Source organism: Winogradskyella marina (genome assembly GCF_015645385.1).
GTDB classification, from domain to species: Bacteria; Bacteroidota; Bacteroidia; order Flavobacteriales; family Flavobacteriaceae; genus Winogradskyella; species Winogradskyella marina.
The window spans coordinates 68028-90338 of record NZ_JADOET010000006.1; the positions used below are offsets into that span (position 1 = coordinate 68028).

Sequence of the window (22311 nt, forward strand, 5' to 3'; positions counted from 1 at the left end):
CACGAAGATGCACAGAGAAATTTTTCTAAATGATAGTATTTCTGGAAACTGAGATTAAAAGCTATCCTTCCAGAGCTTCACGCATTGCTTTTGCTTTTATTAAGCACTCTTCATACTCTAGTAAGGGATCGCTCTTTGCTGTAATGGCTCCACCAACAGAATAAGAAATATAGCGTTTTGAACTGTTATAAAGTATGCTTCTAATGATAACATTAAAATCAAAATCGCCATGTGGTGTAAAATAACCTACTGCGCCAGAATACAAGCCTCGTTTGGTTTCTTCTAAAGCTTCAATGATTTTCATGGCTGAAATTTTCGGAGCTCCTGTCATGCTTCCCATCGGAAAAGTGGTTTTTAAAATATCAACTGGATGGGTTTCTGGCTTTACCTTAGATTGAATTGTAGAAATCATTTGATGTACTTGTAAAAACGAATACACCTTACATAATTCTTTAACTTCTACACTTCCCTTTGTTGCTGTTTGCGATAAGTCATTGCGGACCAAATCTACTATCATAATATTTTCGCTACGCTCTTTAGGGTCTTTAGATAAGTCTTGGGCGAGTTTTAAATCTTCAATCTCATTATCAGAACGTTTCGCGGTTCCTTTAATAGGTTGAGATATTACAGTATCTCCCGTTTTTTGAATATAGCGCTCTGGAGAGGCAGACAACATATAATTACTTTCAAATTTCAGGAAACTTGCAAATGGAGGTTTTGAGATATCATTTAACGTCTTAAATGTTTCCAATGGGTTTATCTCGCTACCTTCAGCATAAAACTCTTGGCAGAAATTAGCTTCGTAGATGTCTCCTCTATGAATATGAGCGAGCATTCGGTTTAGCTTTTCAAAATAATCATCTTTATGGATTCTTAGTTTGATTTTGATAGCATCTAGATTCTGAGACTTCTCCACTGCGCTCGACGTGACAATACAGCGAATAGAACGTAAATCATCCTCAATCTCATCATCTACCATTTTTAGATATTGAATTTCAACGCAATTATCTTTAATTAAAAAGAGCTTTTTAGGTTGAAAGAAATACAAATCAGGAAAACCTAAACCATCAAAATTATTGGATTCTAACTGTTCTGTTGTGTTTTTTAAATCGTAAGTAAGGTAACCAAATATCCAATCATTGGTTATGGATTGATATTCTTTTAAACGTTCAAATGCATCAAAATAATCGGTACGTATCGTTGTAAAAGCATCAACAGCCAAAACAGCATCATAGTTACTGTATTTATCTTTGTGGTTATTAGAATCTAACCAAACGACATCATCAAATTGCTGACTCCAACTTAAAAGTTGAAGTTTAAATGTGTCGGCATTTGTTATACTATGGAAATTTACGGTTCTCAATACTATTGTTGTAGACCACAAAATTAATCAGAATACTTTGAAATAAAATATAATATATCTTTTCATTTTATTTTAACAAATTGAGCATTTTCCTAAAAAGTATACTATTTTGCTACTTATTCACCTATTAAATCTCAAACATGAATTGTTGCCGCTTCAATAAAAATGTTTCGTTTTACATTTTAATCTTCGTTTTCTTCTTATCGTATTCTGGTTTTTCACAAGAGCACAGCCCTTATGAATTACTTTGGAAAATAGAAGGCAACAACTTAGAATCTCCGTCGTACCTCTTCGGAACAATGCATATAGATGATGCTAGAGTTTTTAACTTTAGTGACGCTGTAATGCCTGCCATAGAAAGTTCAGAGTTCTTTGCTTTAGAAGTTAATGCCGACTCTCTAATGACGGCTATAATGCGAAAAGAGTACGACATCACTGCAAATGATTTCTATAAAAACCTACTACAACCCAATGATTATAAACGACTTTTAAAACGTTTTGAAGAGGTTAATGAGTATTCTTTAGTGGATTCAGAAATTATGAGTCCAGATCAGATTGTAAGCATGCTTATTCCAGATATTGACAAAGATGATGACAAAGCAACTTTTGTAGATTTTTACCTTTTAAGTCAGGCACAAACAATGAATAAAACTATTGTTGGTTTAGAAGATATTGATGACCAAATTAATTATTTTGATAACCTTTCGGATGATCAAAAAATAAATAAAATTTTAAGTCATTTAGATGTTGATGTAGATAGCATTAATAGAACAAAGGAAATAATGACCAAAATATATGCTACTGGTAATTTAGATAAAATCGAAGAGTTTATAAATGAACACGATGTTATTGATGATGTCATGATCTCTAGAAATAGAGTGATGAAAAATAGCATTATAGACATTATGAAAAAAGGCAGTCTGTTTGCTGGTGTTGGTGCAGCTCACTTAGTTGGAAAAGAAAATGTTATTGAACTGTTACAAAAGGAAGGTTACAATGTGAGCGTCGTTGATGCCAAATTTACTGGTGTTGCAGATACTTATAAAATTGACACATCAAAAGGCTATTGGTATAACTATATAGATCAAGAATTAGGGTTTAAACTTGAAGTTCCAAAAGCACCAAACATACATCAAGATTTCGATAAGTTTATTATCCATGGCTATGGCGATTTTCCAACAAGTACCAGCTACCTTTTTATGGGATTTGACACGGGTTACAATTTAGCACAGCCTCAAATTGACACCTTATTAGAAGCTATGATTTCTAACATTATTGAAAAAAGAGAAGGTGAAATTATTAGTCGTGAAAAACTAACTGATACAGATAAATATGGCTACGATATTTTGTACAAAATATCAAACAACAAAATTATAAAAGCAAGATTTGTTATTAAGTATAATCATTTTTATTATTTCTCAGTTGAAACAACAAAAGAACAAATCAACGAAAACTATGTTGATCGTTACTTTAATTCAATTACTATCGATGGTATAAAGCCTAAAAAGAAAACTACAGGATGGCGAGAATTTAAAAGCGAAAATGGTGCTTTCACCATTCAAATACCTGCGGATGCAAAAGAGGTCTCTAGAGAACAAGCAAATCCTATTGATCCTGAAGGTGAGCCCTATTTCCTTAACCTTTATATGGCCACTGACACCAAAAACTTAAATAACTATTTGATTCGGTATAACGACCAACCCATGGGATATTTTCTTCAAAATCCTGCCGTTGCATTTAAAGAAACCGAAAATGGATTAACACAAACCTCTAAATTACTGTCAGAACCTAAAGTTATTGATTTAGATGGTTTTGAAGGTAGAGAATATGAAATACTACTTAACAACAAATTCCATTGTATTGTACGTGCCTATTTCAGAGGAAACAGAACGTATCTATTACTAAAACAAAAACTTAATGAAACAGATAAAGTTAGTGTAGACGACCTCTTTTTCGATAGTTTTAAATTATTACCATATAAAGAATCAAAACTTACCGATTACGAATCACCAAATAAAGATTTTAAAATAAAGCTGTTTGAAAGGGTAAGTGAAACCATAGATACACTAGATCTTGGCGACTCTAATGTTATTGATTCTCACGACTACACAACTGTAAACCCAAATACTGGTAGCATTTATCAGTATGGTTATAATAATATTGGTAAATACTTCAGATTAAAATCTCATAAAAAGTTTATTGACGACTATAAAAATGGCATCCTCGAATATAATGATAGCATAGTTGATGAAAAAACCATAGTTAAGAATGGCGATTCATTGATTCAGTTTACAGTGAAAAACAAATTATTTGAAAAGACGAGTCGTGTTACGGTTAACCAGATTTGGTACAACAACTACAGAATGCATATTGCTAAAGCTATTGTAACAGAAGAAGAAATGCAAACGGGTATTGTGCAAGACATATTTAGCTCTATTGATGTAAAACCGGTAAGCTCTAAAATTAATATTTCTGAATCTAAAGCGCAATACATTATTGAAGACTTAAAGTCAAAAGATTCAACAGTTTACAATTATGCTTTAAGAGCTTTTGAGTATTATGAGTTTGATAAAGATGATTTGCCAGTTATAAATAAAGCGCTTAATCACAAGTTTTCAGATGAAACTAACGATGTTATAAAGGCTTATTTAATTAATGAATATAGCTTAATTAACGATGAAAGCTCTCTAGAAGACCTTGAAACATTTTATAACAAAACCACTACTTCAGACGATTTAAAAACAGCCATTCTGCTTGCTATTCAAGATATTGAATCAGAAAAATCGTTACCTCTTTACAATAAATTATTGTTTTCAAATCCTCCAACACAAGAAAGCTCTTATGAATATAGCTTGCTGCAACCCTTTAGAGACTCCTTAAATTATACCTTAGAAAACTACAATAAGCTGTTAACATTATTACCTATAACTAAATACAGAGACGACCTTATTTATATTTCAAATGACCTTTATGATTCCGGATTAGACACTGAGAATGTTATCGTTTTAAATTATAACAAAATACTAGATTATTTAACTAAAGATGCTGAAGTGTATTTTAATCTGCCTCCACTTTCAGATGAAAACGAACACGAATATGATTACACCTATTATAATATAATGGTGGCTTACTTAAGTAGTTTTAATACCGTAAAATATGACGATAGTATTAGTAATGCTTTCACCTCAAAACTTTTAAAAGAAGATGATAATAATAAATGGCTGAGGTTATTGGCTATTACTGCTCGTGTGTATAATAACTACTCCATTTCAGACACGCTTTTACATGACTATTTGGAAGATAAATATTTCAGGTTTGAGATTATGGAAGCTTTTCATAAAATCAATACACTTGAAGCTATTGACAAAAAGTACCTTAAAGAAAAAGAATTTGCTAAACTGTCCTTTTACAATTATGCAGGTGGTGACGGAGGCTATCCAGATGACATCACGTTTTTGAAGAACATTAAGAAAGATGGTGCTGAGTTTTACGCTGTTAAATTCGACTATATTGATGAAGCGTCTAAAGAAACAACATCATATTTAGGTATTGTTGGTCCTGTTGAAAACGTAGCTCAAACTACTGAATTTAAAATGTATGATTCTTACACCTATTGGGATGAATATGATGATGAATGGGAAGCTAAAATAGAGACACTAATTACAGATTTTTTATAGTTGTAGAAAATTTCAGCTATTAACAACTATCTTTGCACCTTAAATCAGCAACGTGACTTTTCAAGATCTTAATTTAAATACACCTTTATATAACGCCTTAGACGACTTAGGGTTTACAACTCCTACTCCAATTCAAGAAGAATCATTTAGTGTGGTGGCTTCTGGAAAAGATGTCGTTGGTATTGCGCAAACAGGAACAGGAAAGACTCTTGCCTATATGTTGCCTATTTTACGAAATCTAAAATTCTCTAAACAAGATAACCCAAGGGTTTTGGTTTTGGTACCAACACGAGAACTGGTTGTACAAGTGGTTAGTGAGATTGAAAAATTTTCTAAGTACATAAACAATCGTGTGTTGGGTGTTTATGGTGGCACTAATATTAATACGCAGAAACAAGCTGTAGCACAAGGTCAAGACATAATAGTTGCGACTCCTGGTCGTTTGTACGATTTGGCTGTGAGCAGAGTTTTACAATTAAAATCCATTCAGAAATTAGTGATAGATGAAGTTGATGTGATGCTCGATTTAGGGTTTAGACATCAACTCCTTAATATTTTTGATATTCTACCTCCGCGTCGTCAGAACATTATGTATTCGGCAACGATGACAAAAGATGTTGATGATTTAATTACAGACTTTTTTAAAAATCCGACAAAAATAGCAATTGCTGTTTCTGGTACTCCATTAGAAAACATAAAGCAACAACGTTTTGATGTGCCTAATTTTTATACCAAAGTCAATTTATTAGAACATTTACTTCGCGATAAAGACAACTTTTCAAGAGTCTTAATTTTTGTGGCTTATAAGAAAATGGCTGACCGACTTTTTGATAAGCTTGAAGAATTATTTCCAAGTGAAACTTGTGTTATTCACTCTAATAAAACGCAAAACTACAGGTTGCGAAGTATTGAGCAATTTAGAGAAGGTGAAAATCGCTTATTAGTGGCTACAGACGTTATGGCAAGAGGTTTGGATATAGAAGATGTATCTCATGTTATTAATTTTGACACACCAGATTATCCTGAAAACTATATGCATAGAATAGGACGAACTGGTCGTGCAGAACAAGAAGGACACACCATATTGTTTTCTACAGAAACTGAACAAGAAGGTTTAGAACGTATTGAGGAATTAATGCAAATGAACATTGAAACGCTCCAAATTCCTGAAGATGTTACAATTTCAACGGAATTGATCGAGGAAGAACGTCCACAAATTAGAGAACGTAATAACCCAACAAAGCGTCGCGATGAAGATGCACCTGGACCTGCATTCCATGAGAAAAAGGAAAAAAACCAAAAGGAAAATTTAGGTGGTTCTTACAAATTTAAAATTGCCGCAAAATATAAGAAGCCAAAAACTAGAGGTGATAAGAATTACAATCGTCGGAATAAGAAATAAGAACTAAGCTTCTACTCTAGCGTTAATAAATCATCGCAGTGACGATTATAATCTAAGCACAGAATTTCTAAGGTTTCCAAAAGTAGCGCGTTCAATTCTACATTATCTGGTTTAATTGCATAGGCCAATTTAAATTCTGAATACGCTCCAGAAATTCTCCCTTTATTTAATCTCCATTTTCCAGATTTTAATAAGAAGTTAAAGGCATAATTATCTTTTTGAATCGCCCAAGCCAATTCTTGTTGGTGACGTAATCTAGAATCTTCTATCCAACGTGGAATTGCTAACGCAATTACTAAAACCATTATTAAAAACAAGATGATACCAAAATTATAACTGCCTTCATTATTTGAATATTGAAGTTTAAATTCTCGACTATAGGTTGGAACAGCAGTAAATGAGCCTTTTCGTTGCATAGAAAATGGCTTACGCGGTCGCATAGCGTAAATCCATTTTTGCAATCCTAAACCCATATAACCCATAACGTTGCTTTATCTTATAGGTCGCAAATGTGAGGGTTTTGTTACAGCTATTTCGTTGTAAAAAACAAAAAAGACCTGTCAGGTTTTGAAAAACCTGACAGGTCTGACATTAGTTGTCAATACAATTCCTGTTCTATAAGTTTTCTCAGTTGCAAAATTGAAATACCATCATCAATATCCATCTCGTCACTCCAATGTTTAAAATCAATGTAACCAACTTTAGTAATCGTATTAAATTCTCCTAAAATATGATCTAGGTATAAAAAAGCTAAAGTTTTATGTTTGTTTGGATCTGAATCCATGTTTTTGATATATATCTCAATATCTACTTTTTCTTCATTTTCATTAATTACTGTTCGTATTTTAATATCTGAACTTGGATATTCTACTCCATCAAAATTCAACTCTATTTCGTCATTAGGTTGCCTAAACTTTTTCACAATCCAATTGTCTAAATCTGGTTTGGCGTCAAATAGTTTTTGTGTTGGCAGAATCCCATCCTTCATGCCATCTGGTGTAATAATTAGAACTACTTTTTCATCAGAAAGTGTCATTTCAGGAAACAATAACGGATTGTACTTTTTAAGTGCTTTACTTAATCCATTATAAACGGTATAATCTTCAAAATCTGAGTGAATAAAGGCTTCGAGTTTTGTTTTATTCTTAACGACCCAATTCCAAAACCGTTCTTCTTTTGTTGATGTATTGAAAAATGAAAATAACATACTTTTTTACAGATTATTTAATGGGTTAGAATGTATTATAATAAAGATTATATCTTTTGATAAGTAATAATATACTTGTTCCACAACCAAGTATAAACGCAACTAGATTAAAAATTAAGAGTGATTTTTTTTCAATGCCGTAAAAATTTTTATAGGTGTTTTGTCTATTTAATATATAAATTGAAATAATCGGAAGAATCAAAACCGCAATAATTGTGAGAATATAAACGACGTCGAATGTCATTACTTCATACGTCATATCAAATAATGAAACTGCAAAAATGTTGCATTTAAGTAAATAAAAGGAACTAAGTAATAGAAACCAACTTAATTTACTCTTATATAAAACTGCAAAAACGGGAATTAACAAATATAGCAACGGTTTAAATAGACTATAATAACTCAATGTTCTCAGAATGGACGTCATATTATATTCATTTTCATTCCGACTATGTAATTCTGGAAACTGAATTATAGCACTAATTGAGTAAACAATAAATATTAGAAGTATTATAACATAAACAATATATACTGGCTTAAACCATTTCATTCTAATTGCTAACAGCCTTCAAAGAATCCAACTCTCGTTGCAACGCATTAATCTTATCTGAATTATCTTCAGCCTTTGGAATACGCATTAACGAATCAATAACTTGTTCCACAATATCTTCATCCTTTGGTTCTTCTTTGTAGTAATAGCCAATGCCTTCACTAGATCTCCACGCTTCGTTTAATTGCTTATATACTTCTTCATCCCAAGTGCTTGGATGTTTTACATCGATCCAAATGACATCTCTGTACTCACTATCAATCAACACCAAATCTGGTGTTGCAGAACCATCAAATTGTTGTGCGTCTGTAGAACTGATGGAAGAAATGGTTCCTAAGAAAAACATACGTTTTCTCCCGGCGATATCTTTTATATAAGGTCTGAATTCAACAGGTGTACTCGCACTCCAATCGTATTCCTTCCGCGATTCTTTAACTTTAAGTGGCATGGCAGACACACCTGCATAACCTTGCTTTTTAGTAGCATGATCGTAGTAAAACATGGCATCCGTTCCGTCTGCAGGTACAAACACACTATAACTTAAACTGGTACGTTCATCACCTACAGGTTCTAATCCAAACCAATGATATAAACCACTGTAGGCATCGGAATTTGATCCTGAAAAATCAAAATCAGTAACATAAGGTTGTTGATTCTGGTCTTTAGGCATTAACGGTATTTTAACCGCTGTTTTCATATTCCATGGCAAAGGGTCGCTAAAGCCTCCTAAAAACTTTAAGGATTCGGCTTGTAATTGAGATACCTCTTCCGCTAGTGTATTTTGTTTATTTAAAAATGGATAGTTCTTTATATCATCTGGACTTACAAAAGTTCCTTTTCCGATGGTAATTCGTTCTAAATAATCGTTAAAGTCATGTTCTCCGCTATCAATAATCATTACACCACCAAAACTTGGGTATGGAAAAAAGAAACCTTTCCACTTAATTAAGCTGACCACTTCTACCCAATTACCGGCATCATTCTTCATATAAAATGTATCACTTGGTTCATAATTAAATAGCATCCAAGGATTAAAACGTTGCACAACGGCATTGTAGGTGTTTCTACTGAATTTTAAGGATTCACCTATTGAAAATGTGACATCAATTCTGTTTTCATTAGAAAATCTTGGAAAAGGCGTTGTACTACTTACCGAAAACACTTCTTCAGTATTATCACTAATACGCTGCATCACATACTTCTCACTAGGCTGAATGGCCATGGTCCATTTATTCTCAGTACCAATGCGCACCAAATGTGGTAAAGACACATCCTTGGTTTCACCAACACTCTCGTTGGCCATTGAAAACACATTTCTTAACGGCTGTATACGTTCGTTTTGCGTTAATGGTAATTCGTTAATTTCTACTTTATTGAGATCATTAAAAACATTGTAAGTTTTCATGTAATCGTACATTTTATAGTGCCAACCAACAACATATAGAATTCCGAAGAACACAATTAATAAGGCTAAAATACCTAAACGACTACTGACATTTGCTGATTTTCTGAATTTTCGTAAACCCAAAAATAAAACCAGTAAACTGATTATAATGACGAATATGTATTTGCGTAGAAATAATAAAACAGGTTGATAATCGTCCCTAAAAAAGAACAATAACACAACCAATAGCAATGCCGTGAATATTACGATTCGTTTTTGTTTGCCTCCTTTGTTCCAGTAGTTTTTTATCATGGTAATGCTTCCTGCGAAAGCAGGAATCTCCTAGTTTAAATTAATATTTCTAATTATTTAAGTTTCAAATGCTTTATGAGATTCTTCGACTGTGCTCAGAATGACATTTAGAATTACATAAGTCCTTTATCCTTTAAACGTTCCCGAGCACTTTTTTCATTCATTTTTGCTTCAGGTTCGTTTTCAATTTCTTTTTTAGCTTCTTCTACGGCTTTGTTATCCTTGTTTTTTAGGTCTTCTAAAAAATCTTTTCCTTTTTCAACAACATCATCAAATTTATCTTCCAAGGATACGCTTTGTTCTTCAATAACTTCAGACGATTTAATTATAAAACTAGCCAAGTAAGTACCTATAAGTGTGCCCACGGCAAATGAGGCAAATGCGGATATCCCGTTATAACTGCTAAATACAGCAATTGGTGTTAAAAACTCAATAATTAAAGCTGCAACCAACACCAGACTTACCACAAAAATAAGACGCGGTAAAAGCGATTGTTTATACACAAATCCTTTAGGATTATTAGCTTTCATTTGTAGTTCTTTACTATTCACTATTTTATTTAAAAAGCGATAGGCACCATTTCCATTGGACTCTCTCCAGTACAGAAAAATTCCAAATAAAATGGCTGCTATAAATATGACGAGTTCTATTCCCATGGTTGTTTTGTTTTAAATTTAATTTTGAATTCAACGTCAAGTATAGGATGACAAATATTATACTAATATTACTAGCGTTTGTCATCCTGAACTTGATTCAGGATCCATTAATATTCCCAATCTTTTGATAAATCTATCCAATCTTTATTATCCTGTTCAATTAAATCAATTTTCCATTGACGATTCCAATTTTTCAATTGCTTTTCTCTTTTAATGGCATCGTTTATATATTGAAAAGATTCAAAATACATTAATTTATTTATGTTATACTTCGAAGTAAAACCTTTCACTAATTTGTTTTTATGTTCATACATTCTTCGATCTAAACTATTCGTAACACCAATATATAATGTTCCATTTTTCATATTGGATAAAATATAAATATAGTATTGATGACCATTTCTTTTCATATTATGGATTCCGCATCAAGTGCGGAATGACAGTTTCTATAAAATTAGTCTAAAAAACTTAAATATTATTACCAATCCTCCCAATTACCCAATCCCTAAAAGAATCCTCCCAAGTCTCATAACTCTTATAAAACTGTTCCTTATCGTACCAATATAAAAATAAAACATCCCTTGGTGCAATGTTAATTAACAGCTTATGGATTAAATCGCGATGCTCAGAAGATAATGACGAATGCGGTTGATGTAACGCAAAGTAAAAGGTTTGATCTACGATGTCTTCAATTTTATAAGCATTGCTACGTTCTAATTTTTCAAGATAGATTTCCACGCTCATCACTTGTTTTCTAGCATTGATATCTATTTTGTTTAAATAACTTTTAAATAGTACATTATCATTCAAAATATCATTAATAGGATGTTCCGTTTCTTTTAAAAACTGTGCCAATTCATATTTTTTAATGCGGTCGTAATTTGGTGTTTTTACCATGTCTTCCAAATCACATTCAATAATTAAATGGTCTTTTAATTTATCGACTAATTCTGGTTGCGCAATGTGGTAAATTAACACATCATGGATCGTATCTTTTATAGCTTCTTTATAAGCTTCTTTATTTTCAAAAACCACAATAGGTTTTATAAAGTCTCTCAGTACATACACACCACCAAAAGCTCTAGTAAAAAATGAATTAGTAGAAAAATGTAAAGGGTGTAAGCTTAAGTCCCTATGTCTTAAATCACCATATGTATTTGCCGAATCTAAAAGTTGCTGATGAATATTCTCATCTATAAAATTGTTACCGGTTTTAAAGATATCAACTAATGCTAATTGGTCTTTTTGAACTTGTTCTAGATGATCAATAAGCCTAAAAGTGATATTGATATTGTCATATTTTAAAACATCTAATGGCTCGTAAAAGACATCAATATTTTGGTCAAAATCTATGCAAATAGCAGAATCTCTGGTAATATCATTAATTTTTTGACCATGGGTTCTAAACACATGTTGCATCATTTCTTTATCAAACGAGTGAAATGGCAAATAAACCGGTTTACCTTTTTGTAATGGTGTAATAATAATGCCATGTGGATTTGCCTCACCATGATTAAGGTAATGCATATTCTTATGTTCTTCAGCTACTTCTGGACTCCAACCCATACCATCAATAAAAAACGACTTCAATTTGGTTTCTGCAAAGCCCATCGTTTTTAAGCATTTGTTATAACGCTCCACTAGTTTTCCGCTTATGGGAATAAGTTCGCTGCGGTATAAGTTGGCTTGTTTTAGTTTTTGCATAGTTATATCCCACAAAAGTGGTAATCTCATATTTTACGCTGAGTTTCGCTGAGTAACACAGAGATACACAGAGTTTATTGTTATTATTTAATTTTTTAATTCATTAGATTCCTGTTTTTACAGGAATAACAACTATTCTAATAATTTATTAATCTGAGCATATTGTACTAACATAATGGTCTTAGCATCAATAATCTCTTCATTTGTAATCATTTCTATAACTTTAGAAAACGGAAGTTCTAGAATGTCTATTTCTTCATCTTCACTATCTAAACCACCGCCTTTAGCAATTTTCATGTTTTCATTATATGCGGCTACGAATAAAAACATCTTTTCCGTTAAAGCGCCTGGTGACGTATAAGCAGTTAATACTTGCTCAGCATCGTTTATTTTATAGCCTACCTCTTCCTCAGTTTCTCGAATAATAGTTTCTAAAGCACTATCGTTATTATCAATTGCACCAGCACAAGCCTCAATTGACATGCCATCTGTATTGTTATTTTCATAAGCTGGCATGCGGAATTGTTTGGTTAAAATTACCGTTCTTTTTTCTGGATTATATAATAAAATGGCCGCACCATTTCCACGATTATAACACTCTCTTGATAAACGTTTCCATTCGCCATTTTCGAATTGATAATCGTAATCTATTCTATCTAGTTTTGCCCAATCATTTGATAGGTTTGTTTTGGTTATGTTTTTTAGGTTGTTATTCATATTAAAAGCCTATCCTAAATCCTTTCCATAAGAAAGGACTATATTAACGTTATTGTTCTTTAAATTTCCTTTGTTTTTACATTAAATACTTCTCTAACTTCTAATCTCTAAATTCTCATTTCTCTATTTCCAAACCTTTACTTCCCAAACTGCGCTCTCGCTTCAGTCTCAATATTTAACTGATTCACTCTTGCATCTACTTTTCGTTTAAAATCAGTATCTGCAATGGTTGCCACGTTATCTAAATATCTTATAACCTCTTGTCGTCTTATATCTGAAAAGTTTAAACCTTTCATATTCGCTTTCATCAATTCTTGAAGCATCTTAAATTTGGTATCATAATCCTTTTTGAAATACGTTTCAGGATTCTCAAACCAATCTTTTTCTAGATCGAAATCTGTTAATCGTAATGAAATTGCTGACTGAATGTTTCTAACATCTCTCGAAGAGAAAAACGGAAATATTTTTTGAATCTCTTTGTATAAAGCGGCATAAAACATGTGATCGTTATTTTGATGCAACTTTTCAACTTTATCAAAGGTATCATGTACACGCGCTTCTGTTGGATGTTCTACCAAATTTAAGATTTCGCCCATACTATTTGCTAAACCTTGGTCGGACAAATATTTATATACTTCAGGATCATTCATGTTTACAAAATCGGGCATGGTTTCCTTTAACTTCTTCCACCAAATGTAATCTTGATCTACAAAATCGTGTTCCGTACGTGCACCATCAATTTTAAATCTTCCTTGTACACGCGAAATCACAGCTTTATCCAACATTTCTGGTAAATTGGTAAATAAACCAATAGAGCTGTTACCATAATTCACCGCATAAGCTCCTTCAGTATATCTTAAAAACACACCAATCACTTCTTTTACACCAGCCGAAACACCTTGTGCAGTTCGTTCTTGTAGGTTATTTTCGGCATCGTCAATTGGTGCAAAAATTAAGCGTGTAGGATCTTGTAAAGGTTTCATCCACTCCACCATTTTTTCGGCAGAACCACCCTGAAATGTAGATATCAATGTATCTGGCATTGGGTGGAATAAAAATGGAATCTCTAAATTATCGGAATGTTCTTTTAATCGGGTTGCAATAGCTGCAATTAACATACTTTTCCCTGTTCCTGGTATGCCGTAACCCATAAACACAGGCATAAAACCACCTAGTTCTTGAAATGGGTTTTTCTTTGCTTCAATATCATAACTCAACAAACGCTCAGTTAAACGACGTGCAAAATGCTTGGCATCTCGGTTTCCTACAATTTGTTCGAATTGTATTTTATTGAATTCGATACTTTTTGCTGTACCTTGAAATACATTTTCCCATCCTGAAACTGCAAAATCACTGTTTTCTAATTTGTAAGTTCTGTCTGAAACGGTTTCTGTATATTCTAAACTACTTTTTCGAAGTTGAATTTCATCTATTAAAGCCTCAAAATAAACGACTGTAAAATCAATAACATCTTTATCTGATTTTATAATCTCAGGATGCCCTAAATACTTGTCGTAATAAAACAATTGACACGATATACCTTTTAAAGGTGTTAATAGTGACACCTCAGGAATACCTGCAAACTTCTGTTTCATTACAGATAAATCGTCTGAAGCATGAGGTTTTAAATCGTGAAGAATCTTATAAGCCGTTGCAAATAACATGAAAGCGGTTGCTGTATGCATTTTACTTTCATACTCACGTCTTCCAGAATTATCTAATGCCGATTTGTTCTCACTTAAACTCGATAAACCTGAAGCATCGTAATACGAATCCTTAATCCAAAGCCCTAAGTTTATGCCTTCTTGAACAGCATACAAGGATTGATTTAGATAAATAGGCAGTGCAACCGATTCTGGTAATAACCGCTTTTTTAACGCTAAAATGGTTTTTGAAACCGACGTTACATTAACATTGCTCCCATTGTTGGCTCTCGATAAATACAATAAAATTGATTCGTCTTTGGCATCATTATCTCTATTCTTTGCACGTTGACTTTGCTCCCATTGAATGGATTTTAAATAAGAGGTTGCTTCATCGCGAAGCATATCTAATTCGTTTTGTTTTATTGGGAAGGTTGAGTTGTGTTCCATTGTTTTTAGTCTTCAGTTTTCAGTCTTCAGTTCGCAGTACTTACTGTTGTGGCTTACTGTTGCGTTAATTTAGTATTCAGTTGGCAGTCTTCAGTATTCAGTACTTACTGTTGCGGCTTATTGTTGCGTTAATTTAGTATTCAGTTTTTTAAATCATTTAATCTTATTTTGAAAAATCACATTATGTTACACCAACTGTGGACTGCCAACTGAGGACTGCCAACTAGAGGACTTACTTTGTATTTATAATCCGAATTTACCAGGATTCTTCATCATGTAATTGATAAGTTTTCCTATTTCTTCACTTTTATATTGTAATTCTTGTTTTTTAGTTTCAGTTATATATTCACATGCTAATGCAAAATCTAACCACAATTGAGTCTCTGAATTTTCACTATCTGCATCTGACAATTTGCTTTTAAAATGCTTTTCATATTGACGTTTTCTATATCCTTCAGCAATATTGGAACAAACCGCTCTACTCGACCTTACCATTTGTGATGTTAAGCCAAACATTTCGGACTTAGGAAAATTTTTAGTCATATGAAATATTTCCATAGCTGATTCAAATCCTTTTTGATATGCCAACAATGTTTTAAACGACATATTATACTTTACTTTTTATAACTGCTAACTGAGGACTCTAAACTGCTTATTTGCACTGGTGCCATCGCCAACTTATTCATAACCTCAGGTGTTTTATTATATAGCATTTGAATTATTCTATGTGGTGCAAAAATATACCGTTGCCTATATGCGGCATCCCAACGTTGATAGGTTTGCTTACTAAAAAAGCCACCCTCTTTAAATTCGCTTCCGGATTTTAACTCGTCTACCTTAAATGAAACTGCAAACGATTCTAACGGAATTTCCTTATTTGCGATACTCTGTAAAATAGCATGAGTCACTTTGTTTTCGTCTTTAGCAAATACATTATGAATTGGTCCTAAATCGACACGCTTAATTAATTTAGGTAGCACTTTAGGTAAACGTTTATCAATGCCATATGCCATAGTATCTAAAGCCATTTCTCTATCTGCAATAGTTTTTAAAGCCCTGTAAATTTCGTTGCGGTCATTTAAAGGATCTTTACCATCGTAATTAAAGTACATGTAACAAATAAATGGTCTGTTATGCGACACATCGTAGAAACTCCAGCTGACTAAGTATTCTGCCGGCGAACCTTCTGGAGCTGTTATAATTTTACCTTGAACAAAACGGTTAAAAATATATTCTTTCTTTGCTGATGTATAATAAACAATAGATGCCGCTTGAAAGAGTTTGCGTTTAGAAATTGGCTCTTTCTTTCGCATTAATGTATCTAAAAACTCTTCTTTTAAAGTATCTACATCTGTGAGTTTACCTAAATAATCTTCTCGTAAGGCGAGATCGTTAAACAAATAGCGGAATTCTAAATAATTAGGAAAGCTAGAGTCGGTTAAATCGACTTTCATGTTTTCCTCTTCGTCATACATATATTTTACACGCATGGCTTCAATAGAATACAACAATAAATCGCTGTATTGTTTAAACAAGAGTACTTCTTGCTGATTTAATATTTGTTTTTGTTGAACAGCAACAATGAGTTCCTTTAATGTGAAATCTATCATTTTGTGATAGAACACATATTGTTCTTTGGAATCTAATATTGCGGAGTCTAAAGGTGTAACTATCATTTTTGTAGGCCGTTGGTAGTATTTTGTTTCCAATAAATCATGAATACCAATCTTTATATTTTATTACAAATTATACTTTTCTTTACATAAATGGATTTCAGAAATTATTTTTTCTCCATTATTCCCGTATGTAATTTCTGATTTTGTGTCACACTCTAAATGATTATTCGATCTACTAATAAATATTATAGTCACAATTGAAAGTAACACTATTATAACAGAAAAACTGATAGATTTATTCATATTCAATTAATTTTCAACATTCACTTTTTTTTGTTTTTATCCCATTCACGCTTTACAATAAAAATCAAGAGAACGACTAATGAAGAAACTGCAGAAATTGCTATTGAAGAAATAATATCTTTCTCATGCCGAAACATATAATTTCCAATTGACGAGAACACAAAGAATATGATTAAAAATAGTAGCAATCCTCTATTAGTCATAGTTCTTTCTATTTTGTTATAATTAGTAATTGTTTCCTTCTATGAACTCGAGTTATTGCGTTAAGGATTGAACGGCCTGTTTGAGCTCCTCGCAGAGAGCGAGTAGTGAAAGCCTGACCTACTTTTGTCATTAAAAACAAAAGTAGGTAACGCCATTATTAAATTACCCTAAAAGATCATCTTCACTAGCTTCTGGTTTTGGTTGGCCTGCTGGCTCTCCTCCTCCATCACCAGTTGGTGCATTTGGATCTACTTTATAATATTCATCAAAAATTTCTTTCATGTCAATACCATAACGGTCTGCAAAGTTCTTTTGGATTTCTGCATCTTTAGTTCTGATTTCTCCTAAGGCTTCTGCATAACTGCCGTAAACACCTTGCATTACTTTTTCGTGAACCGGTATATTATCCATCATTTCTTGACGCGCTTTAGCACTTGCGGTATGCATGGCAGCCAATGTTTCTCCAATATGCTCATCGGTTTTAACCCCTAAATGCTCTAAAATAGCTGCGAATTCTTGATCTGTACGTGCTTTTAATGCTACCACATAACCATCGTAATATTTAAGTCGCTCGTCTGTATCTGACTTTAATTTTGCACGATGTGTTTGTAAATTACTACGTAACGACGTTAACACTTTAATGGTAAGATTATGCTTATGCACAAAACTATCCTTTGAAGCTGCTAAGGTGGTGTAAGCATTTTTGAGACCTTCTAACTCTTCAACTTTTTGCTCTAAAGTGGTTACTTTGGCTAAGGCATCTGAATATTCTGTAGATTGTTTATCTGCTACTTCTTCTAAAGCCTGACGTGCTTGTTTTAAAAGTGCATACTGCTCTTCGAGCTTATCTTCTACTTCTTGTTTCTTTTGAAGGGCTTTTGTATGATTATTAGAAGCTTCTACTATGGCCGTTTTAAGACTTTCTTCAACTTCTTTTATTTCGATTTCTCTATCTTTTAAACGTTGGATTGCCGCCTGACTTTTAAATGACAACTCGTTTAATAACGTCTGAACATCTGCAGTTTCGATACGTTGCTGAAACATAGCTTTTGCTTTGTTGTCTGAAGCATCGCGCTCTTTCTGTGCATTTTGAAGTTCTTGTTCTGCATCTCTTATTTTACTTTTTCGTCCCCAAAGATTATTCCACCACGTATCTGGTTTGTTTTTAGCGTCTTCTAGTTCAACTTTTGCACGCTCTAAACGTTTAATAGCATCGTCAATGATTTTTTGTTCTGCAGCATTTAGGGCCGAAAAGCCTTCAAACATTATACCTACTTCATCTTGGTAATCTGTTAAGTCTTTAATGGCATCTAATAAAGTAGTTCTATCTTTTTCTGCCATATCTACAACATTGTCTAATGTTGCGTTTAATATTTTCTGACGACTTTCTGGGTCATCTTCTTGAGCCAGCTTTGACTTCATTTGGTCAATCGCTTTTCCCCAATTGACATCAACTTTTTCAGTTTTTTCTTGCGAATTGGTTTCTAATAAATCAAAATCATCAGGCATATTTGTCTAGTGTTATTAAGTTGAACAATTTAAAGGATAACAATTTCGGTAAATTTTTAAGACTATAAAAACTTTAATTGCTAAAATATAAGTAGCATATATTTTGAAAATGTTACAAAAAATAAAAAATATTAAATTTGCTTAACAGTTAGATAACTTTCTGTTTCCCTTAAAAACACAGTGGTTTAACGGACTTTTTTAACAGTTTATCGGTGTTATTATGAACTAAAAGATTGTAAATATTTTAATATTAAGTATTTAACATCAACTTTTTTTCTATATTTACATTATAGAATCCAAATCTACAAAGTAAAATGATAAATATTAACCTGTTTTCAAAGGCTATAATTGTGACGACAACACAACTTACAATGATTTTAATAGCTGTGGCAACGATTTTTCTTGTTTTTATTTTAGTAGCAATCCTTAAGATGTATAAGCTCAAAGCAGAAAATAGAAAGTTAATGCAAACTAACGCTTATACGGATTATGAAAAATCTGGTGAAGATTTATCAAGCGGTCATCTTTATGATGATAATTAATAAATGACTATGAGTCTTATAGTATTAATTCCTTTTTTTATATTTTTTGCCATATTTATCTTTTATAGTAAAGCTGATTTGTACGCACATGAGCATGATGCATCTATAAATAGGGAAATAGGTAATTTTCAGTCTAATTTTGAAGACTTACAAAACTTAAATATTGAAAACAATTATTACCTAAATAATAATCACATCTACAGTGATAAATAAAAAGAGCCAGCAATTTGCTGGCTCTTTTTTTCGTTTAAATGCAATTAAAATTATCGCACTAATTTTCTATACTTAATTCGTTTTGGCATGATATCTCCACCTAAACGTTTCTTCTTATTTTCTTCGTAATCACTAAATCCTCCTTCGAAGAAATAGACTTGTGAATCACCTTCAAAAGCTAAAATATGCGTACAGATTCTATCTAAGAACCATCTATCGTGACTAATAACAACGGCACAACCTGCAAAGTTTTCTAAACCTTCTTCTAGCGCACGTAATGTATTAACATCTAAATCATTAGTAGGCTCATCTAAAAGTAATACATTACCTTCTTCTTTTAGTGTCATTGCTAAATGTAAACGGTTTCGCTCACCACCAGAAAGTAGTTTTACCTTTTTATTTTGTTCACCACCAGAGAAATTAAATCGACTTAAATAGGCTCTAGAATTGACTTCTTTTCCACCCATCATAACCAACTCTTGCTCGTCACTGAAGTTCTGCCAAATTGTTTTTTCCGGATCAATGTTAGAGTGTTTTTGATCGACGTAAGCAATCTTAGCTGTTTCTCCGACTTTAAATTCTCCTTTGTCTGGTGTTTCTTCTCCCATTATCATTCTGAAAATGGTTGTTTTACCAGCACCATTTGGTCCAATAATACCAACAATACCTGCCTGAGGCAAATTAAAATTTAAATCATCATACAATAATTTATCATCGTAACCTTTAGCAACACCAAGGGCTTCAATAACATTAGTTCCTAAACGTGGACCGTTAGGAATATAGATTTCTAATTTTTCGTCGAGTTGTTTTTGATCTTGACTCATAAGTTTGTCATAGTTCTTCAAACGTGCTTTTTGCTTTGTTTGACGACCTTTTGTCCCTTGACGTACCCAATCGAGCTCGCGTTCTAAGGTTTTTTGACGTTTAGAAGCTGTTTTGCTTTCTTGCGCCATACGTTTCGATTTTTGATCTAACCAAGACGAGTAGTTTCCTTTCCAAGGAATACCTTCACCTCTATCGAGTTCTAAAATCCAACCCGCCACATTATCTAGAAAATATCTATCGTGTGTTACAGCAATAACCGTTCCTTTATATTGTGCTAAATGATGTTCTAACCAATGCACAGATTCTGCATCTAAATGGTTGGTAGGCTCATCTAATAATAGCACATCTGGTTCTTGTAATAATAAACGGCATAACGCTACACGACGACGTTCACCACCAGAAAGCACTCCAATTTTTTTATTTCCATCTGGAGTTCTTAATGCGTCCATGGCTATTTCTAGCTTGGTATCTAATTCCCATGCTCCTGCAGCATCAATTTGATCTTGCAATTCAGCTTGACGGTTCATAAGTTTCTCCATCTTATCTGGATTACTATAAACTTCTTCTAAGCCAAACTGATCGTTAATACTATTGTATTCATCTAGAATGGCAACCGTTTCAGCAGCACCTTCTTTAACGACTTCCATAACCGTCTTTTCATCATCTAGTTGTGGCTCTTGTTCTAAGTATCCAACCGAATAACCAGGTTGAAAAACAACATCACCTTGGTAGTTTTTATCGACTCCTGCGATAATCTTTAATAAGGTAGATTTACCTGATCCGTTGAGACCTAAAATCCCAATCTTAGCTCCATAAAAGAAGCTTAAGTATATATTTTTTAAAACAGGAGTGTTTGCTCCTGAAAAGGTCTTTGTAAGACCAGACATTGCGAAAATTACTTTTTTATCGTCACTCATTTGGTTGTTAGTTTTTAAACTTTAGTCAAAGAGATATAAAGTTTTAGAATTAATAATGTTTTTAAAAAAGCGGTTGTTATAAAGTACAGTTAAGAAATTAAACTCTACCCTTTAGCGCATTAAATACCCATGCGATGCAGAAAAAACCGCCTCCAACAGCTGCGAATCCCCAACCTGCAACATCATCGTACCTAAATGCTCCAAGAGCAATAAGCCCAAGTCCTACAAATATCATAATCCAGGTAGCCCAAGACAGTACTGTATTTTTATTCATTGCCATAATCAATCTTAGTTTAATAGTTAGTTAATTTACAAATATCGTATTTTAAATAAACAAAATGCCACAATTGGTGATGCTTCTATCATAAATAAATTACAATTTTAGCATAGGAACTTCAATACATAATAATTCACTGTCGGAATATGATGTGACAGTAAAACTATCAATTTCTGAAATTCCGACAGCATCTCTAGCGTCTAAAATGTCTCCTTCCACTTCAATGGATCCAAAGATATTCATCATATAAACTCCGTGTTTTTCACTTTTCAATTTATATTTGAACGACGTTCCTTTAGATAAGTCAATACGTGAAATTTTTACATCTTGATGAATTTTCAAACTCTCATTATCCGCATCTTTAAAAGACGTTACTACTGTTTGAAGTTTATTTTTTCTAGCGTTTGCATTAAACCGTTTTTGATCATAACGAGGTTCTACATTTCGTTTTTCGGGAATAATCCAAATTTGAAACAAACTCAAATGTTCATCAACAGATCCGTTAATTTCAGAATGCTGAACTCCTGTTCCTGCTGACATTACTTGCACCTCACCTGGAACTACAGCTTGCCATTCAGTATTCATGTTATCTCGATGTTTTAAAATGCCTTGTAATGGCATTGTAATAATTTCCATATTATCGTGTGGATGTGTACCAAAGCCCATTTTTGGTGCAATGACATCATCATTTAAAACTCTTAAAGCTCCAAAATGTACTTTTTCGGGATTATGCCAACTTGCAAAACTAAACGAATGATTAGCCTGTAACCACCCATGGTTTGCAAACCCTCTGTCTTCTGCTTTATGTATTATTTTTTTCATGATATGAGATTACTGCAT

19 protein-coding genes are annotated in these 22311 nt (G+C 32.9%); 4 read left to right on the top strand and 15 right to left on the bottom strand.

Annotated elements, in window-relative coordinates; genetic code table 11:
* Positions 1-61: 61 nt before the first annotated feature.
* Entirely contained in the window at positions 62-1363 is a 1302-nt protein-coding gene (locus tag ITJ86_RS08635; RefSeq protein WP_195871239.1) for an anthranilate synthase component I family protein, read from the bottom strand.
* Between the two features lie 140 nt (positions 1364-1503).
* Here ITJ86_RS08635 and ITJ86_RS08640 point away from each other — a divergent pair, with 140 nt between their 5' ends.
* Positions 1504-5040: a TraB/GumN family protein gene (locus ITJ86_RS08640; protein WP_195871240.1), complete on the top strand. Its 3537-nt coding sequence runs from the start codon at positions 1504-1506 to the stop codon at positions 5038-5040.
* Between the two features lie 52 nt (positions 5041-5092).
* A complete protein-coding gene (locus ITJ86_RS08645; RefSeq protein ID WP_195871241.1) occupies positions 5093-6442 on the top strand; it encodes a DEAD/DEAH box helicase in 1350 nt (449 codons plus the stop codon).
* An 11-nt stretch (positions 6443-6453) separates the two neighbouring features.
* Here the strand turns inward: ITJ86_RS08645 and ITJ86_RS08650 are convergent, their stop codons facing one another.
* From ITJ86_RS08650 to ITJ86_RS08700, 11 genes are all read right to left on the bottom strand, one after another.
* The gene (locus ITJ86_RS08650) at positions 6454-6924 is read right to left on the bottom strand and encodes a hypothetical protein (protein ID WP_195871242.1); all 471 of its coding nucleotides are present in this window, start codon (positions 6922-6924) and stop codon (positions 6454-6456) included.
* 116 nt (positions 6925-7040) lie between these two features.
* The gene (locus ITJ86_RS08655; RefSeq protein WP_195871243.1) at positions 7041-7649 is read right to left on the bottom strand and encodes a hypothetical protein; all 609 of its coding nucleotides are present in this window, start codon (positions 7647-7649) and stop codon (positions 7041-7043) included.
* 551 nt (positions 7650-8200) lie between these two features.
* On the bottom strand, positions 8201-9895 hold the full coding sequence (locus ITJ86_RS08660) for a hypothetical protein (protein ID WP_195871244.1): 1695 nt from the start codon (positions 9893-9895) through the stop codon (positions 8201-8203).
* 113 nt (positions 9896-10008) lie between these two features.
* Positions 10009-10551, bottom strand: a complete 543-nt coding sequence (locus tag ITJ86_RS08665) for a YqkE family protein (RefSeq protein WP_195871245.1) — start codon at positions 10549-10551, stop codon at positions 10009-10011.
* Between the two features lie 107 nt (positions 10552-10658).
* Complete coding sequence (locus ITJ86_RS08670) at positions 10659-10961, bottom strand: GIY-YIG nuclease family protein (RefSeq protein ID WP_195871246.1); 303 nt, start codon at positions 10959-10961, stop codon at positions 10659-10661.
* Positions 10962-11019: 58 nt separating this feature from the next.
* Positions 11020-12255 (bottom strand): DUF6638 family protein, encoded by a 1236-nt coding sequence (locus ITJ86_RS08675; protein ID WP_195871247.1) that lies wholly within the window; start codon positions 12253-12255, stop codon positions 11020-11022.
* A 132-nt stretch (positions 12256-12387) separates the two neighbouring features.
* A complete protein-coding gene (locus ITJ86_RS08680) occupies positions 12388-12972 on the bottom strand; it encodes an NUDIX domain-containing protein (protein ID WP_195871248.1) in 585 nt (194 codons plus the stop codon).
* Positions 12973-13109: 137 nt separating this feature from the next.
* A complete protein-coding gene (locus tag ITJ86_RS08685; protein WP_195871249.1) occupies positions 13110-15065 on the bottom strand; it encodes an AAA family ATPase in 1956 nt (651 codons plus the stop codon).
* Between the two features lie 243 nt (positions 15066-15308).
* A complete protein-coding gene (locus ITJ86_RS08690; protein WP_195871250.1) occupies positions 15309-15671 on the bottom strand; it encodes a four helix bundle protein in 363 nt (120 codons plus the stop codon).
* A gap of 8 nt (positions 15672-15679) precedes the next feature.
* On the bottom strand, positions 15680-16741 hold the full coding sequence (locus tag ITJ86_RS08695) for a hypothetical protein (RefSeq protein WP_195871251.1): 1062 nt from the start codon (positions 16739-16741) through the stop codon (positions 15680-15682).
* 609 nt (positions 16742-17350) lie between these two features.
* Complete coding sequence (locus ITJ86_RS08700; RefSeq protein WP_195871252.1) at positions 17351-18697, bottom strand: microtubule-binding protein; 1347 nt, start codon at positions 18695-18697, stop codon at positions 17351-17353.
* 314 nt (positions 18698-19011) lie between these two features.
* Here ITJ86_RS08700 and ITJ86_RS08705 point away from each other — a divergent pair, with 314 nt between their 5' ends.
* Together ITJ86_RS08705 and ITJ86_RS08710 are read left to right on the top strand one after the other, a co-directional pair.
* Positions 19012-19239: a hypothetical protein gene (locus tag ITJ86_RS08705; RefSeq protein WP_195871253.1), complete on the top strand. Its 228-nt coding sequence runs from the start codon at positions 19012-19014 to the stop codon at positions 19237-19239.
* Between the two features lie 9 nt (positions 19240-19248).
* The gene (locus ITJ86_RS08710; protein WP_195871254.1) at positions 19249-19452 is read left to right on the top strand and encodes a hypothetical protein; all 204 of its coding nucleotides are present in this window, start codon (positions 19249-19251) and stop codon (positions 19450-19452) included.
* A 50-nt stretch (positions 19453-19502) separates the two neighbouring features.
* Here the strand turns inward: ITJ86_RS08710 and ettA are convergent, their stop codons facing one another.
* The 3 genes from ettA to ITJ86_RS08725 all read right to left on the bottom strand — a co-directional run bounded on the left by ettA (position 19503) and on the right by ITJ86_RS08725 (position 22293).
* Positions 19503-21194, bottom strand: coding sequence for an energy-dependent translational throttle protein EttA (ettA, locus tag ITJ86_RS08715; RefSeq protein ID WP_195871255.1), 1692 nt, complete (start codon positions 21192-21194; stop codon positions 19503-19505).
* A 97-nt stretch (positions 21195-21291) separates the two neighbouring features.
* The gene (locus ITJ86_RS08720) at positions 21292-21474 is read right to left on the bottom strand and encodes a CAL67264 family membrane protein (protein WP_157361696.1); all 183 of its coding nucleotides are present in this window, start codon (positions 21472-21474) and stop codon (positions 21292-21294) included.
* A 93-nt stretch (positions 21475-21567) separates the two neighbouring features.
* A complete protein-coding gene (locus ITJ86_RS08725; RefSeq protein WP_195871256.1) occupies positions 21568-22293 on the bottom strand; it encodes a pirin family protein in 726 nt (241 codons plus the stop codon).
* Positions 22294-22311 lie beyond the last annotated feature (18 nt).

Coding starts and splice junctions, on each gene's coding strand:
- ITJ86_RS08640 (WP_195871240.1), top strand. CDS start 1,504: ATGAATTGTTGCCGCTTCAATAAAAATGTTTCGTTTTACATTTTAATC.
- ITJ86_RS08650 (WP_195871242.1), bottom strand. CDS start 6,924: ATGGGTTATATGGGTTTAGGATTGCAAAAATGGATTTACGCTATGCGA.
- ITJ86_RS08655 (WP_195871243.1), bottom strand. CDS start 7,649: ATGTTATTTTCATTTTTCAATACATCAACAAAAGAAGAACGGTTTTGG.
- ITJ86_RS08660 (WP_195871244.1), bottom strand. CDS start 9,895: ATGATAAAAAACTACTGGAACAAAGGAGGCAAACAAAAACGAATCGTA.
- ITJ86_RS08665 (WP_195871245.1), bottom strand. CDS start 10,551: ATGGGAATAGAACTCGTCATATTTATAGCAGCCATTTTATTTGGAATT.
- ITJ86_RS08670 (WP_195871246.1), bottom strand. CDS start 10,961: ATGAAAAGAAATGGTCATCAATACTATATTTATATTTTATCCAATATG.
- ITJ86_RS08675 (WP_195871247.1), bottom strand. CDS start 12,255: ATGCAAAAACTAAAACAAGCCAACTTATACCGCAGCGAACTTATTCCC.
- ITJ86_RS08680 (WP_195871248.1), bottom strand. CDS start 12,972: ATGAATAACAACCTAAAAAACATAACCAAAACAAACCTATCAAATGAT.
- ITJ86_RS08685 (WP_195871249.1), bottom strand. CDS start 15,065: ATGGAACACAACTCAACCTTCCCAATAAAACAAAACGAATTAGATATG.
- ITJ86_RS08690 (WP_195871250.1), bottom strand. CDS start 15,671: ATGTCGTTTAAAACATTGTTGGCATATCAAAAAGGATTTGAATCAGCT.
- ITJ86_RS08695 (WP_195871251.1), bottom strand. CDS start 16,741: ATGATAGTTACACCTTTAGACTCCGCAATATTAGATTCCAAAGAACAA.
- ITJ86_RS08700 (WP_195871252.1), bottom strand. CDS start 18,697: ATGCCTGATGATTTTGATTTATTAGAAACCAATTCGCAAGAAAAAACT.
- ITJ86_RS08705 (WP_195871253.1), top strand. CDS start 19,012: ATGATAAATATTAACCTGTTTTCAAAGGCTATAATTGTGACGACAACA.
- ITJ86_RS08710 (WP_195871254.1), top strand. CDS start 19,249: ATGAGTCTTATAGTATTAATTCCTTTTTTTATATTTTTTGCCATATTT.
- ettA (WP_195871255.1), bottom strand. CDS start 21,194: ATGAGTGACGATAAAAAAGTAATTTTCGCAATGTCTGGTCTTACAAAG.
- ITJ86_RS08720 (WP_157361696.1), bottom strand. CDS start 21,474: ATGGCAATGAATAAAAATACAGTACTGTCTTGGGCTACCTGGATTATG.
- ITJ86_RS08725 (WP_195871256.1), bottom strand. CDS start 22,293: ATGAAAAAAATAATACATAAAGCAGAAGACAGAGGGTTTGCAAACCAT.